The sequence below is a fragment of the Pseudomonas sp. NPDC089554 genome (assembly GCF_050280645.1).
Classification (GTDB): domain Bacteria; phylum Pseudomonadota; class Gammaproteobacteria; order Pseudomonadales; family Pseudomonadaceae; genus Aquipseudomonas.
In genome coordinates this window covers 59788-75315 of the sequence record NZ_JBNNVR010000017.1, presented here as the reverse complement: position 1 = coordinate 75315, position 15528 = coordinate 59788, and the positions used below count along the sequence as shown (strand labels likewise).

Here is a 15528-nt window from a genome sequence, read left to right as displayed (position 1 = left end):
CATCACTGCACGAACAAGTTGACCGCCCGAACATGAACAGCCCCATCCTCATCACCGGAGCCAGCCAGCGTGTCGGGCTCCAAGGAACTGCGCCGCGTTGCCGAGCCGCTGATCACCCTGGCCAAGGAAGACAGCGTTGCTAACCGTCGTCTGGCCTTCGACCGTACCCGTTCGAAGTCCGCTGTTGGCAAACTGTTCAACGACCTGGGCAAGCGTTACGCCACCCGTCAGGGCGGCTACCTGCGCATCCTGAAGTGCGGTTTCCGCGCTGGCGACAACGCGCCTATGGCGTACGTCGAGCTGGTTGATCGTCCGGTCGGCGGTGCTGTAGAAGCTGCTGAGTAAGACGTTTAGTCTGCTACAAGAAACCGGGCCTAGTGCCCGGTTTTTTGTGTCTATATGAATTGCAAATATCTATCGATACTAGTTTCTTAATGCATTGGATCTTGTAGTGTTCTTTCCCGATACTCTCTCCAAGCCGTTTAGCCGGCATTTCGAAACCGATCAGGAGAGATCATGAGCAAGATTCTTACTACCGCCAGCGGTGCTCCCGTCGCCGACAACCAGAACTCCCGCTCCGCAGGCCCTCGCGGCCCGCTGTTGCTCGATGACTTCCACCTGATCGAGAAACTCGCCCACTTCAACCGCGAGAACATTCCCGAGCGCCGTGTACACGCGAAGGGCTCCGGTGCCTATGGCACTTTCACGGTCACCCGCGATATCACCCAGTACACCAGTGCTCGCCTGTTCGAGGCAGTGGGCAAGCAGACTGAAACCTTCCTGCGCTTCTCTACCGTTGGCGGTGAGCGTGGATCGGCCGACACCGAGCGCGACCCACGAGGGTTCGCCCTGAAGTTCTATACCGAAGAAGGCAACTGGGACATCGTTGGCAACAACACGCCAATCTTCTTCATTCGCGACCCACTGAAGTTCCCCGATTTCATCCATACCCAGAAGCGTCACCCACAGACCAACCTGAAGAATGCCCAGATGATGTGGGACTTCTGGTCGCATTCGCCTGAAGCGCTGCACCAGGTCACCATTCTGTTCTCTGACCGCGGCATTCCGGACGGTTACCGTCACATGCACGGTTTCGGCAGCCACACCTATAGCCTGATCAACGCCAAGGGCGAGCGCACTTGGGTGAAGTGGCACTTCAAGACCCAGCAAGGCATCAAGAACCTGTCGCCAGCCGACGCTGCGCGCCTGGCTGGCACCGACCCGGATTACGCGCAGCGTGACTTGTTCGAAGCCATCGAGCGTGGTGATCACCCGCGTTGGACTGCTTGCATCCAGGTTATGTCCGAGGAGCAGGCCGCCAACCGTGCGGAAAACCCTTTCGACGTGACCAAGACCTGGTCGCAGAAGGAGTTCCCGCTGATCGAGGTCGGGGTGCTCGAGCTGAACCGCAACCCGCTCAACTACTTCGCTGAAGTCGAGCAGGCCACCTTCGGCCCGAGCAACATGGTGCCGGGTGTTGGTTTGTCGCCTGACCGCATGCTCCAGGGCCGGGTATTCGCATACGCCGATGCGCACCGTTATCGCGTGGGCACCAATCACCAGCATCTGCCGGTGAATGCGCCACGTAGCCCGGTCAACAGCTACCAGCGTGACGGCGCAATGGCATTCGGCGCCTACGGCAGTGCTCCGAACTACGAGCCGAACAGCTACGCCGATGCACCGAAGCAGTCGCCTCGCCATGCAGAGCCTGCGCTGGCCCTGAGCGGTTCGGCCGATCGCTACGACCACCGCGAGGACGCCGACTACTACAGCCAGGCCGGCGCACTGTTCCGTTTGATGAGTGCCGATCAACGGGCGCTGTTGATCGACAATATCGCCGGTACATTGGCAGGTGTCAGTGAGGATGTGGTGCAGCGTCAATTGCAGCACTTCTTCAAAGCCGACCCGGCTTATGGAGAGGGGGTTGCCAAGGCCTTGGGCGTAAATCTCGCCTGAGTCGAAATGATAAGTAGAACCGCCCTCATTTGGGCGGTTTTTCAATGAATATCACTACCGTTTGCCGATTTTTTTCCAACAAATTGCGCGCTTTTCAGTGACCTTGGCGAAATCATGGTTCACACTATCTCCCTATCAACGTTTCATTCAGGGAGTAGCAGGGCGATGCAAGGTCACCCGGACGTAATCGATTACCTCAACACGTTGCTGACGGGCGAACTGGCGGCGCGTGATCAATATTTCATCCACTCGCGCATGTACGAAGACTGGGGCCTGACCAAGCTCTACGAGCGTATCAACCACGAGATGGAAGAAGAGGCGCAACACGCCGACGCCCTGATGCGCCGCATCCTCATGCTCGAAGGCACCCCGCGCATGCGCCCTGACGACCTGGACGTTGGCACCACGGTGCCGGACATGCTCGCCGCCGACCTGCGCCTTGAGTACAAGGTGCGTGCTGCGCTTTGCAAAGGCATCGAGCTGTGCGAACTGCACAAGGACTACATCAGCCGTGACATCCTGCGCGTGCAGTTGGCCGATACCGAAGAAGATCACACCTACTGGCTGGAGAAGCAGCAAGGCCTGATCAAGTCCATCGGTCTGCAGAACTACCTGCAATCGCAGATGTAAGCCGGTTCGCCTGCTGGGAAGAAAAAGCCCCTGGCATTTGCGTGCCAGGGGCTTTTTTCGTCAGGCCCGGTCACGCTCCAATAGCGGCGCGAGGTAATGGCCCGTATACGACTGTTTCATCTTCGCCAGTTCCTCTGGCGTACCGCTGGCGATGATCTGGCCACCTTTGGAACCCCCTTCCGGCCCTAGGTCTACCAGCCAGTCAGCGGTCTTGATAACGTCCAGGTTGTGCTCGATCACCACCACGGTGTTGCCGTGATCGCGCAGGCGGTGCAACACATCCAGCAATTGCTGGATATCCGCGAAGTGCAGGCCGGTGGTCGGCTCGTCGAGGATATACAGGGTCTTGCCGGTGTCGCGCTTGGACAGCTCGCGAGAAAGCTTCACCCGCTGCGCCTCGCCACCGGACAAAGTCGTGGCCGATTGCCCCAGCTTGATGTAGGAAAGCCCCACGTCCATCAGCGTTTGCAGCTTGCGCGCCAGTGCCGGCACCGCGTCGAAGAACTCGCGGGCATCCTCGATGGTCATCTCCAGCACCTCGTGGATGTTCTTGCCCTTGTACTTGATCTCCAGGGTTTCGCGGTTGTAGCGCTTGCTCTTGCACACGTCGCACGGCACGTAGATGTCCGGCAGGAAGTGCATCTCGACCTTGATCAGGCCATCACCCTGGCATGCCTCGCAGCGCCCACCCTTGACGTTGAACGAGAAGCGCCCTGGGCCATAGCCGCGCGAGCGCGACTCCGGCACGCCAGCGAACAATTCGCGGATCGGCGTGAAGATACCGGTGTAGGTCGCCGGGTTCGAGCGCGGGGTGCGGCCAATTGGGCTCTGGTCGATGTCGACCACTTTGTCCAGATGCTGCAAGCCGTCCATGCTGGTATGTGCTGCCGGCTCAAGGCTGCTCGCGCCATTGAGCGCGGTGGCTGCCAGCGGGAACAGGGTGTTGTTGATCAGGGTCGACTTGCCCGAGCCGGATACCCCGGTCACGCAGGTGAGCAGGCCGATTGGCACTTCCAGGTCGACGTTTTGCAGGTTGTTGCCACGCGCGCCCTTGAGCTTGAGCGAGAGCTTCTTGTTGCGCGGCGTACGCTTGGCGGGCACGACGATCTTCTTGCGACCAGAAAGGTACTTGCCGGTCAGCGAGTCAGGGTGCGCCATCACTTCCTCGGGCGAGCCCTCGGCGACGATCTGGCCACCATGCACGCCGGCGCCAGGGCCAATGTCCACCACGTAGTCGGCCAGGCGAATGGCGTCTTCGTCGTGCTCGACCACGATGACCGTGTTGCCCAGGTCACGCAGGTGGTTGAGGGTGGCCAGCAAGCGGTCGTTATCGCGTTGGTGCAGGCCGATCGACGGCTCGTCGAGGATGTACATCACACCCACCAGGCCGGCGCCGATCTGGCTGGCCAGGCGAATACGCTGGGCTTCACCGCCCGAGAGGGTTTCGGCGCTGCGGTCGAGGGTCAGGTAGTCGAGGCCGACGTTCACCAGGAACTGCAGGCGTTCGCAGATTTCCTTGAGGATCTTCGCCGCAATCTCACCGCGTCGGCCGGTCAGGCTCAGGCCGGCGAAGTACTCGCTGGCATCGCCGATCGGCAGGTTGGTCACGGCCGGCAGGGTCTTCTCGCCCACCCACACATGACGCGCCTCGCGGCGCAGGCGGGTGCCGCGGCAGTCCGGGCAGGGCTGGGTGCCGAGGAACTTGGCCAGTTCCTCGCGCACGGTGGCCGACTCGGTTTCGCGGTAGCGCCGCTCCAGGTTCGGCACGATGCCTTCGAACGGGTGCGAGCGCTTGACGATATCGCCGCGGTCGTTGAGGTACTTGAAGTCGACGCTCTGCTTGCCGCTGCCCTGCAGGATCACCTTCTGGTGCTCGGCGGACAGCTCGCCGAACGGCTCCTCGAGGCTGAAGCCATAGTGCGCCGCCAGTGAGCCGAGCATCTGGAAGTAATAGACGTTGCGTCGGTCCCAGCCGCGAATCGCACCTTCGGCCAGGGTCAGCTCGCTGTTGACCAGGCGCTTGGTGTCGAAGAACTGCTTCACACCCAGGCCGTCGCAGGTCGGGCAGGCGCCAGCGGGGTTGTTGAAGGAAAACAGCTTCGGTTCCAGCTCGCTGATCGCGTGGCCGCAGACCGGGCAGGCGAAACGCGCGGAGAAGATCATGTCCTCGGCGCTTTCGTCGTCCATCTGCGCCACCAGGGCGATACCGTCGGCGAGCTTCAGCGCGGTTTCGAACGACTCGGCCAGGCGCTGTTGCAGGTCGTCGCGCACCTTGAAGCGGTCCACCACCACGTCGATGCTGTGCTTCTTCTGCTTGTCGAGCTTGGGCAGCTCGTCGAGCTCGTACAATTTGCCATTGACCCGTGCGCGCACGAAGCCCTGGGCGCGCAGCTCGTCGAACACCGCCAGGTGCTCGCCCTTGCGCTCGCGTATCACAGGGGCCAGCAGCATCAGCTTGCTGCCCTCTGGTTGTTCGAGCACCAGGTCGACCATCTGGCTGACCGTTTGCGCTTCCAGTGGAATGTCGTGGTCCGGGCAGCGTGGTGTGCCCACCCGCGCGTACAGCAGGCGCAGGTAATCGTAGATCTCGGTGATGGTGCCGACGGTCGAGCGGGGGTTGTGCGAGGTCGATTTCTGCTCGATGGAAATAGCCGGCGACAGGCCTTCGATGGTGTCGACGTCGGGCTTTTCCATCATCGACAGGAACTGCCGGGCGTAGGCCGACAGCGACTCGACATAGCGACGCTGGCCCTCGGCGTACAGGGTGTCGAACGCCAGGGACGACTTGCCGGAACCGGACAGGCCGGTGATCACGATCAGTTTGTCCCGGGGCAGGGTCAGGTCGATATTCTTCAGGTTGTGGGTACGTGCCCCACGGATCAGGATCTTGTCCACTGCAGCCTCGCTCGGCGGGCATAAACAAAGAAGTATACGGCGCGCTGCCACTACGCGGCAAAGCGTCGCGTATATGCCGTCTTGCCGTCGGACTGATAGAATCGCCGCCGGTTCACACGAGGTTCATCCATGCACGACACCCACAACGAGCGCATGAGTAGCAGCGAAACCCGCGCGGCGAGCGGCCTGGCGTTGGTCTTTGCCTTTCGTATGCTGGGCATGTTCATGGTGTTGCCGGTGCTTGCGACCTATGGCATGGACCTGGCCGGTTCCACGCCGGCACTGATCGGCCTGGCCATTGGTGCCTACGGCCTGACCCAGGCCGTGCTACAGATTCCGTTCGGGATGATTTCCGACCGCATCGGGCGCCGCCCGGTGATCTACCTGGGGTTGGTGATCTTCGCCCTCGGCAGCGTACTGGCGGCCCAGGCCGACTCGATCTGGGGTGTGATCGCCGGGCGCATCCTGCAGGGCGCCGGGGCAATTTCCGCAGCGGTCATGGCGCTGCTTTCCGACCTCACCCGCGAGCAGCACCGGACCAAGGCCATGGCCATGATCGGCATGAGCATCGGCCTGTCGTTCGCAGTAGCGATGGTGGTTGGGCCTCTGTTGACGAGTGCCTTTGGCTTGTCAGGATTGTTCCTCGCCACAGCAGGACTTGCCGTCGTCGGCATCGCCCTGATCGCCTTCGTGGTGCCCAGCGCGCACAGCGCATTGCAGCATCGTGAATCCGGCGTGGCGCGCCAGGCACTTGGCCCGACCCTGCGCCATCCGGACCTTCTGCGCCTGGATACGGGTATTTTCATCCTTCACGCCATCCTCATGGCCAGCTTCGTCGCGCTGCCGCTGGCCTTCGTCGAACGCGGCGGCCTGCCCAAGGAAGAGCACTGGTGGGTATACCTGACCGCGCTGCTGGTCTCATTTTTTGCAATGGTCCCGTTCATCATCTATGGCGAAAAGAAGCGCAAGATGAAACGCGTCCTGCTTGGCGCGGTCAGTGTCCTGCTGCTGGTCGAGGTGTTCTTCTGGCAGTGGGCCGATAACTTGCGGGGACTGGTGATCGGCACCGTGGTATTCTTCACTGCATTCAACCTGCTGGAAGCGTCCTTGCCTTCGCTGGTCAGCAAGGTGTCGCCTGCTGGCGGCAAGGGAACGGCAATGGGGGTGTATTCCACCAGCCAGTTCCTCGGCGCTGCGCTGGGAGGAATACTCGGTGGCTGGTTGTTCCAGCACGGTGGCCTTGGGTGGGTGTTCATCGGTTGTGCGGTGCTGTGTGCGGTCTGGCTGGTGTCTGCCCTGGGCATGAACGAGCCACCCTACGTGACCAGCCTGCGTATGCCGCTGACGCCGGAGGCAGTCCGGGAAGCCGGGCTGACCGAGCGCCTGATGGCCGTGCCGGGTGTGACCGACGCCGTGGTGGTGGCGGAAGAAGCTGCCATCTATATCAAACTGGATACGAAAATTTTGGACCGTGCGACCCTGGAGCGTCTGGTGAACCCAGCCTCAGCGGCGTGCGAAGCCTAGGAGAACGTTATGGCCCGTGGGGTTAACAAAGTCATTCTGGTCGGTACTTGCGGCCAGGATCCCGAAGTCCGCTACCTGCCCAACGGTAACGCCGTGACCAACCTGAGCCTGGCCACCAGCGAGCAGTGGACCGACAAGCAGTCCGGCCAGAAGGTCGAGCGCACCGAGTGGCACCGCGTTTCCCTGTTCGGCAAGGTCGCCGAGATCGCCGGTGAGTACTTGCGCAAGGGCTCCCAGTGCTACATCGAGGGCAAGCTGCAAACCCGCGAGTGGGAAAAAGACGGCATCAAGCGCTACACCACCGAGATCATCGTCGACATGCAGGGCACCATGCAGCTGCTTGGCGGCCGTCCTCAGGGCCAGCAAGGCGGCGACCAGTACAACCAGGGTGGTGGCAACAACTATAACCAGGGTGGCGGCCAGCAGCAGTACAACCAGGCCCCACGCCAGCAGGCCCCGCGCCCGCAACAGGCGCAACAGCGCCAGGCGCCGCAGCAGCCTGCGCCGCAGCCCGCGGCTGACTTCGACAGCTTCGACGACGATATTCCGTTCTGAAGTGTAGCTTTTTCAGAACCGTAAACATTAGAAGCGAAGCCATTGATTTGGCTTCGCTTTTTTATTGTTTACAGAATTTTGCGGAGTAAGAGCTACATTTGTTAAGCGTTTACCTCTCGAAGGTGTAAACAAATGACTCTGAATCCGTATGCAGTGAAGATAATTATCTTGGGCTCTGGGGAGCGCTTGCCTGTGCTGGTAGCACTGGCCTCCGGTGCTCCCTTATTCGAGCCGTCCGTTTACGTCCTCAGCGAGATTCGGGCGACCAACAGAGCGAGCAATACGATTGACCAGATCTTGAGGTCAATCATGGTGCTCCATCTATTCCTCGACTCGAATCGGATTGATATTGAGCAGCGCATTCAAAACGGCGGTGTTTTTCGTTTAAGCGAGCTTGACGAGCTTGTTCGGTACTGCAAGCGCCCTGTCGCCGATCAACTGAAGTGCGATTCGATTTCCCCTTCCCATCCATCCGCTCTTAGACGCGCCGCTGAAAACGTGCGCCTTTTTCAACGAAAACTTGCACCACCAGAGGTGGCAGGTCATACCGCAGCTAACCGAATTCGGGTCATCCGGGACTATCTTGATTGGCTCGTGCGATACCATATGGCTCGCTATCACCCGGGTGCAACTGAGGGCGCGAGGCTTTGGAATGAGTGGACGTCTTGCAAGGATGCGCTGGGCGCGCGACTGCCGCGCCATAAAGGGAGAAATACTATTGGGCAGCGGGAAGGGCTTCAGCCAGAGGTGGTGGAGAGACTTCTCAGTGTTACGTCGCCAACATCACCGGACAACCCTTGGAAGGGGAAGAGCACACGCATTCGAAATGCTCTCCTAGTTCGCTGGTTCTACGAGCTTGGCCTACGTCGTGGCGAACTTTTAAATGTAAAAATTCCCGACATTAACTTCCAGTCGGAAGAGCTGATTGTGGCCAGACGGGCAGACGATCCGGAGGATCCCCGAAAGGATCAGCCATTGGTCAAGACACGTGATAGAAAAATTCCGTTATCCCCAGGTCTTTGCAGGCTGACGCACGAATATATAACGAATACACGCCGAAACACTGAAGGCGCAAGGCGTCACCCATTCCTGTTCATCGCCATGGGCACAGGGTCGCCCCTGTCGCTCAGTGCCGTGAATGCTGTTTTCGCCGAACTTAGAAATGCCTTTAATGGCGAGTTCGATGCTGTGACTCCGCATGTTCTTCCTGAACACGTTTGAACAGTTGCTCGATGGTCATTGATCTATCGCGCAGCAAGTAACTGTGGACAAGGATCGACACGGGGTGCACCTCCATGACATATGCAATCTCGTCAAGCTTATCGAGGGTCGGGCTCTTCAGGCCTCGTTCAAGCGTGCTGAGATAGGTTCTACTGCTTACGTCGGAAAAATCCTCCTGAGTGAGCCCTTGGCTCATTCTGAGCTGCTTAAGAGCCTGCCCGAATGCTTGTTTCAGTTCCATTTGCCAGCCTCGCAAAAGGAACGATGAAGCCTGCGTGAGCACTTTAGGACTACAATCTATAGTGTTCATTGTCGGGAGCTGCGGCATGTTCAGAACACATTTGCAGGCGGAGGTGAAGGGAGCCGTTGCGTTCGGCTACCTGCCCGTATGAGTAGCCAAATAGGCACTGCTTTCATACACGGAAGCGTGCACGATTGTCGTCCATCCCTTCGCCTCAAGCTGGCGCCACAGGAGCTTCTGGATTTTCTTCTTCGTCTCCTGCTGGTACATCCGCAAGAACGAAGCGAGTGTCTAAGCCTGGATAAGTGGTGTTTACGTCATCAAGTATGCAGTTCACCAGATGCAATGCGTCGTCTGTTGTGGGCTCCAACATGCGATGGAAAGGGAGTGGGATGCGATGGAAGCGATGCAGAGGATTCAGGCAGTGAGTGAAGTTGGTGTCCCGCATTGCTCCCCATTGGCCGTGGACAAATCCGGAGGCCCAGCCGTAGTAGCGGTCATAGTCCTCTTTCGTGCCCGACTCCTCCGCCAGCCGTCGAAGGTCTTTCCCGCACCAGTGGCCCAGGTCAATTTCCACGTATTCCTGGAAATAGTCTTCGTTCGCCAGCGCCTCGAGCGTTGCTTGGGTAACGAACCGAGGCTTTTGGCCCGACATTTCCTCGTGCTTCAGCAGTGCCAACTTGGCCTGGCCGGCACCGTATGAGCGAAACTTTTTCCACATCTCGTCGGTGCCGTTTCGAACGAGGTAGGCCAGGGATATCCGGCATTCTGTGAGCGAGCGGAGCAGTAGTCGGCCAGTGATCGCGGAACTCAGTGGTCCCATGCTCATCTCGGCTAGGCAGGCCAGTGCGTAGAACCCGAAGCCGAACACGCCGTCGTGTTTGGGATTTAGACCAGTGGTGCTAAGAGATTTATACCAGTGTTCGAGTAGAGCCTCTCGGACTACAATGAGATGCTTTTGAATGTCCTCTGGATGGGACTCGCCCTCTCTTGAGTCGAGTGGGGCAGCCACGCAGGTGGTGTGCTGCAGAACGTACTCCCAAAATAGATTCGGCCATGGATGGAGAACCGCGTCGGCAAAGGTCATTTCCATCGCGCGGATGGACGGCCTAACCGATCGCATATCCCCTCTGTAGGGGTAATCCGTGAACTCGTACCACTCTTCCTCTGGCATGTGGATTTCGCCCAGCGCCATTCTGAAAAGTATGCTGACCCAACGGACGTCCGTGGCTTCCTGCGATTGATGCTCGAATGTGGTTTGCACGGCTTTCCCGAGGGTTTGCCAATCGTTTTCGTTAGGCTCAACTGCTAAGGCAGCTTTCCACCACTGATGTGCTGGTAGGCCTTCAAGCAGGAGTAACGGGCGCAGTGCCTGTATACCCGTATGGGACTGACGCACGACGGCAACAATTTCTTCTACGAGCTCTCGGGGTTGGTTTTGGAGATCGGAGTGCCTGAGTGTCCACCCGCTGCCGTTCTCCTCTGGTGGCCTTCGGTAGCGCACGCCAATTGAGGCGATCTTCCGGAACAGCTCCAAAGCCGTTTCTCGAGGGACGACAGTGATGATGAGACAAGCCCAGAGCATTTCTGGTAGTCGGTCGTTAGACCATGAAGCGAAGCTGATGCCCGGTATTTGCATGAATGGAGGCACCAGCGCCTTGCCTACCCTTTTATGCCCGGAAAGCGGCGTTGTGTTTCGACCGCTATGATGCGTTTTTTTCTTCTTCTTCGACATGCGCTTTCCTCGTCCTATGATCTGCAGTCGTTGGGTTCATCAATAGGTGCGCTGACAGTCCGCACGAGGCCGGGGCTTGATGAATCGCGCGACTCACCCTTGTCGGTATCGTCGTTCCAATGGTGCATTTGAGGTTTTCCCTTTTTCTGCCATACAAAGCCTTCGGAGCGGCGCCAGGATGCGTGCCAATTACCACCTCCGGGCCAAGCACCTCGTTCGGCTACAAACACCCAGACGCAGGAGAGGCCGTCCTCTTTGAGGAAGGCGTCGAAAAGTTTTTCATCGATGAATGCGTGCGAACCATCATCTCGGCTTTTGCCGCTCACGAAGCAAGGCGTGCCTGTGCTGTCCAAATAGACGTTGGGATTGTCAGCATCGACTTTGAGGCCAAGCCGGTGAGCTAGCCAAGGGGCCGGCAGCAACGCTTCAGCTCCATCAGGCAGGGATGCGTCACAGTGCGACTCCCAGTAATACCGATAGCAGGGATAGGCGATCTCAACCTCGCCGATGTCGCGGAACTCCATCAGCGACCACTGCTCCTGATCCCACACAGAACGCCACGGCGCCTCGAGTAAGAAAGCGGAGCCGGTGGAGCCCCGAGTTGACCAGTCATTGACCTCAATGTCGTGCTTGGCAAGCAGGTATTCGATGAGTCTTTTCTCATCTTTCTGTCTCACGATTATTGGCAGAAGGAACCGCCACTCCTGTTTTCTGAGTCCGTGCTCACGTTTAGCTTTGTCCTTGTAGTATTCGGATACAGAGCGATGCTCATTGAGAACAACCCATCTGCGTCCTTCGGAATCCACCCTGGCTGTGAGATTCTTCATGTTCACAGAAGGGTCTTCCTCGAACGGCCATTTGCTCAGCTCGGCTTCAGATGTATCCCTCATGGAGATTTCATGCTTGGGGATTGAGAGCTTTGGAGCGGGCCGAGCCTCGTCCGGAAGCAAAATGGTGGGATCGATGTCTCGATGAAACCCTATATCTAGCGGGCCTGAATACTGACGAGATCCATGGTAGGCCGTCTCAGACATCCAATTGTTGTCTGCAAGGCTGCACAGAAGCTCGTCGAGAGCTAGCCACTGGTACTTCTTGCCTATTCGCTCACCAGCGGGGCGCTCGCGGCCATGTTGATGCCGGAAGCTTTGGTCATGAGGGAAACGCTCGGCTGTCCAACCATAACCATAAGCCCGTTTCGCGACCCAGAACTGAGCAGCTTTGACGTCTACGTGTGGCTGTCTGTCGTGTCGACCCGTTGAGGCGTCAAAGCGCGGCTTGTATTCCTTGGTGTATCTCCGCTTCTCAGCCGGGTTCAGCAGTAAGAGAAGTAGAGCTTCGGACCGCTTGAATAATGTCTTATTTTCTTCAGATTCTTCAGATTCTTCAGTGTCTTCATGTCCTAGGAGCATCTTGAATGGATTTTCCCTGAAGGAGTGCATCATACGGAGAATCTCGGATCTCTCCTGGCAGTGATTGATCACCTCTTCTTCAAAACGCTCATACAACTCATCCGCCGAAAGCGGTTCAGGCTTCCTCAGCGAAATGTTCAGGAATGAACCGATCCGAGGTTGAATCTCATAGTTGGCGAAATCCCCAATCCATCCAGTACAGGAGCGACTGATTTGTGAATCACCAGCCTTTTCGACGACTTTTTTGAGAGATTCTTCCGTGACAGTGAGTCGAATTGGTTTCGTCCGGTAGGGCGGACGGGCATGCTGGATGTCGATGCTATCAGGTAGGCACTCGTGGAATTTGGCAAGCTCGATAATTCCAAGTGCTGAGTCTCTAAGATGTATTGACAGGGGCACCTCATCACGATCAAACACGGATCGGTAGGCAACCTCTGCGAACATCGGCAATCGTTCTTTGCTTGGGTCTATACAGCAGGCACCGTAAGCGGCGGTGTGTAGGCGCTCAACGATGTAAAGGTCATCAACGGTCTGGAAGGCCTCACTCAGTTCTTTGTAGAGGCTCAGGTTGTGACGTAGCAACGAGGTGAGTGCCTTCGTTGCTTTGTCCCGAAGCTCCCTACATGTGCTAGAGGTGAACCAGGTCAGGGTAATAGCACAGAGATACTGAATCTCGGGGGCCGCATCCTCACTTTGTTCAAGTGCGCTCCAATCAATCAAACGTCGGGAGATACTTCCCTCGTCGAGAGAGAGATCGTTGATCTGGCGAGTCCAGAATGAATCGCGCTCAGCCATCTTCATGCAGAGCAGCTTTTTATGAATGAACAGTGCGTTAAAAGGGTGGTCGGGAATGGTGCTGAGTTGAATAATGACGTCGAAGTAATTGTTGAAATGGTTCTGGAGTGCTTCGTATATTTCGAAGGTTCGCTCCGTGAAAGCACTACTGTTGCGCCACTTTAGGCTCTCAATAAAAGATTCGCGAACTTCATAATCGTTTGCCCAGGTATTGATGTCGCCAGGCAATAAATCTAGTAGTTCTCTGTTAAAACGCTCAGGCAGCTGTATAGAAAGAGCTTCAACCAGGCCAGTCCACTCCCAATCGAGTTGCTCGCCATCATGAATAAAGCTGAGACAGCCATTCTCAAGGGCTCTTGACGGGTCTTGAACCTCTTTGAGTAGGGCGTCAGCCATCAGATGATCCTGCAACCTCTGAAAGCTGAATCGGATGATGTCTTCTGGGTAATCAAATAGGTTGCCATTGTCACTTTTTTGGCCTGGGTCTACCCTGAACAATCCATTGCGCTGAAGCACTTCAAGCCAGTTTGTGCCTGCTGGCGCAGGATGACCCTCAAATCTCTGCCCTACGATTTGTATGGATTGGCTCTTAGGAACGTAGTCACGGCGTTTGTCCGCCATGTCCAAAGCTATTGCGCCCAGAGCTTGGATAGTAGGCGGTACTAGAGTATCGGTGCCGTCCTGGCCTACCCCTAAATTTCTAGCGATGCTTTTTAGATAGAATATAAATACGTCTCTAGTTCCATTTAGCCCTTGTGGGAATGAAGTTTTTTTGTCTTTTTGAAGGGCGATACATGCACTTCTAAGAAAGAGCGGATTTACAAATTCTTCAGATAGCCAGGGGCTGTTTGGCTGAGATATTCCACGCTTGCTAAGATAAATTCGGGCTGCCCTTGCTTGCTCGCCAGCCGTCTCAAAACCTCGGACTTCAAATGAGGGTAACCTGTCGAGCACCGGCTCTGGGATTATATTCTTCGTGTACTCAGTTCGGCAGCTGATTACCAGTACCAAGTTACGGTACTTTTCAATTTTGGTGATAAACTCTGCCAGCTCACCATTCCAGAGCCTCCGGCCAGCCCCTTCATTTATGGCGTCGACTAATAGTAAGCCTCGTTTACCAGTAGCCTCGCACGCAGCGCTTAGAGTTTTAAGGAAGACGTCAGAGGTGATATCGCCTAGCTCTAGCCTCGACGTGATCTGTTTCCAGAGGTTGCCACTGCTAAGATGCTGCCCCAAGATCAATATTGCACTTCTTCCCTCCGATACGGCCCGTTGCGCAACACTCCCCAATAGGTGAGATTTGCCCGTTCCCGCTCTGCCGTATAAGAAGATAGTTCGTGATTTTTCTCCGTCAAAATACTGGTTTCCAAGTAACGAGAGCAGAGAGTCGGCTTCACCGCCAATTCTGCCGAGTCTGTATTCTAAGTCGTTCGAATCTTGGTCATGCGCGTTTTTGGGCTTTGCTCTGGTTTCGTCAGCTTCCCACTTGGCAGACCACAACTGTGACAGTTGTTTACTGATTTCAGTGGCGGATTCTGTGCATTCTGCAATAGGCCATGGGCGCCATGGGTCTATTGTTATGTCTAGCGCTAATCTCTCTAGGATTTTAGCTGCGTCGCGGATGATATTAGTTATGGGGATTGCTTTTTCGCCTAGAGTTTTCTCAACCTTTTCCAGGCTAATCGCGTCACAGAGCTTGGCTATTTGATCCCGGATCTCAGAGGCTATGCCTTTATCATGAAGCGCTACTCTGAATAGCTTTTCGATTCGTACTTCTACGTGATCCTCGGGATGATAGCGCTCTTCCAAAGACTTAACTGACAGCTCAATCTTTTCTCTGAACCAACATTCCGAAAGCTCAACATCGCCAAACCAAAAATTACGAAGCCCTTCAGCGTTCGGTCGTATCAGCCGCTCAGTGATGGTGGAGGCTGTCCAGGGAACAAATTCTACTTGTTTTCCCGCAGGAACAAGGCCTTCCCACTTAGCCTTGTGCGTTGCCCAGTGCTCCCATCCGGTCATGCCTCCGCCTTTTCGACCTGTCTTATCAGTAAGGTCGCATGGAATGGCAATAACATACTTTGTCAGAGAAGGATGAGTCGCGAGAGCTTGTTTAACTGACTCGTCAATATTGGCCCAATCAATCTCGCTGGACTTTAAATAGTATTTCGCCTGGTAGCCGATTTCGCTTGTGTCTTTGAGCAACCAGTAGGCCTCGATCCCGCCGTCTCCCCCTGCACCTTCAATTCGCCTGAATTCGGCGTCAGCGGCTGGCCGGTCAAGGTGAGCCAGCTGGCAAATGAGTTCTTCGAAAGCGAGGCGCTGTCCTGATTCCATGCCCCTGATGCGTGAGTAATCCATGCGGGTATCCGTAGCAAAAACTGATTGATGGCACCTTGCCCTATTCGAGTGTAACCGTTTGGGCAGGTATCGACATGCTGGGTTGGCACTGCTGGAGTACGATGTGTTCCACCAGGTTTGGACAACTGCCGAAACGGCACGACCCCAGAATGTCTAGCGCCGCCCGTCTCAGCCTTACTCGACTAGGTAGTCATATGCCTGCCTGG

General features: G+C 56.7%; 9 protein-coding genes and 1 pseudogene. 6 read left to right on the top strand and 4 right to left on the bottom strand.

The window, feature by feature from the left end; all coding sequences use genetic code 11:
• Positions 1-78 precede the first annotated feature (78 nt).
• From rplQ to bfr, 3 genes and pseudogenes are all read left to right on the top strand, one after another.
• Positions 79-345 (top strand): annotated as a pseudogene (gene rplQ / locus ACQKPE_RS08055) (50S ribosomal protein L17); the annotation flags it as partial.
• 171 nt (positions 346-516) lie between these two features.
• On the top strand, positions 517-1956 hold the full coding sequence (locus ACQKPE_RS08050) for a catalase (RefSeq protein ID WP_427664749.1): 1440 nt from the start codon (positions 517-519) through the stop codon (positions 1954-1956).
• 165 nt (positions 1957-2121) lie between these two features.
• On the top strand, positions 2122-2586 hold the full coding sequence (gene bfr, locus ACQKPE_RS08045; protein ID WP_427664747.1) for a bacterioferritin: 465 nt from the start codon (positions 2122-2124) through the stop codon (positions 2584-2586).
• 60 nt (positions 2587-2646) lie between these two features.
• Here bfr and uvrA read toward each other — a convergent pair whose 3' ends face one another.
• Positions 2647-5481: an excinuclease ABC subunit UvrA gene (gene uvrA, locus ACQKPE_RS08040; protein WP_427664745.1), complete on the bottom strand. Its 2835-nt coding sequence runs from the start codon at positions 5479-5481 to the stop codon at positions 2647-2649.
• 129 nt (positions 5482-5610) lie between these two features.
• On the opposite strand from uvrA, the gene ACQKPE_RS08035 reads away from it, so the two are divergent.
• The 3 genes from ACQKPE_RS08035 (at position 5611) to ACQKPE_RS08025 (ending at position 8781) form a co-directional block, all read left to right on the top strand.
• Positions 5611-7005: an MFS transporter gene (locus ACQKPE_RS08035; protein ID WP_427664743.1), complete on the top strand. Its 1395-nt coding sequence runs from the start codon at positions 5611-5613 to the stop codon at positions 7003-7005.
• Between the two features lie 9 nt (positions 7006-7014).
• Positions 7015-7560, top strand: a complete 546-nt coding sequence (locus ACQKPE_RS08030; RefSeq protein ID WP_427664741.1) for a single-stranded DNA-binding protein — start codon at positions 7015-7017, stop codon at positions 7558-7560.
• Between the two features lie 132 nt (positions 7561-7692).
• A complete protein-coding gene (locus ACQKPE_RS08025; RefSeq protein WP_427664739.1) occupies positions 7693-8781 on the top strand; it encodes a tyrosine-type recombinase/integrase in 1089 nt (362 codons plus the stop codon).
• Here the strand turns inward: ACQKPE_RS08025 and ACQKPE_RS08020 are convergent.
• The 3 genes from ACQKPE_RS08020 to ACQKPE_RS08010 form a co-directional block, all read right to left on the bottom strand.
• Positions 8729-9022: a helix-turn-helix domain-containing protein gene (locus tag ACQKPE_RS08020; protein WP_427664737.1), complete on the bottom strand. Its 294-nt coding sequence runs from the start codon at positions 9020-9022 to the stop codon at positions 8729-8731. The genes ACQKPE_RS08025 and ACQKPE_RS08020 overlap by 53 nt on opposite strands.
• Positions 9023-9236: 214 nt before the next feature.
• A complete protein-coding gene (locus tag ACQKPE_RS08015; RefSeq protein WP_114731465.1) occupies positions 9237-10757 on the bottom strand; it encodes a DUF5677 domain-containing protein in 1521 nt (506 codons plus the stop codon).
• 14 nt (positions 10758-10771) lie between these two features.
• Entirely contained in the window at positions 10772-15322 is a 4551-nt protein-coding gene (locus ACQKPE_RS08010; RefSeq protein ID WP_427664735.1) for an ATP-binding protein, read from the bottom strand.
• Positions 15323-15528: the final 206 nt, after the last annotated feature.

Coding starts and splice junctions, on each gene's coding strand:
- ACQKPE_RS08050 (WP_427664749.1), top strand. CDS start 517: ATGAGCAAGATTCTTACTACCGCCAGCGGTGCTCCCGTCGCCGACAAC.
- bfr (WP_427664747.1), top strand. CDS start 2,122: ATGCAAGGTCACCCGGACGTAATCGATTACCTCAACACGTTGCTGACG.
- ACQKPE_RS08035 (WP_427664743.1), top strand. CDS start 5,611: ATGCACGACACCCACAACGAGCGCATGAGTAGCAGCGAAACCCGCGCG.
- ACQKPE_RS08030 (WP_427664741.1), top strand. CDS start 7,015: ATGGCCCGTGGGGTTAACAAAGTCATTCTGGTCGGTACTTGCGGCCAG.
- ACQKPE_RS08025 (WP_427664739.1), top strand. CDS start 7,693: ATGACTCTGAATCCGTATGCAGTGAAGATAATTATCTTGGGCTCTGGG.
- ACQKPE_RS08020 (WP_427664737.1), bottom strand. CDS start 9,022: ATGGAACTGAAACAAGCATTCGGGCAGGCTCTTAAGCAGCTCAGAATG.
- ACQKPE_RS08015 (WP_114731465.1), bottom strand. CDS start 10,757: ATGTCGAAGAAGAAGAAAAAAACGCATCATAGCGGTCGAAACACAACG.
- ACQKPE_RS08010 (WP_427664735.1), bottom strand. CDS start 15,322: ATGGATTACTCACGCATCAGGGGCATGGAATCAGGACAGCGCCTCGCT.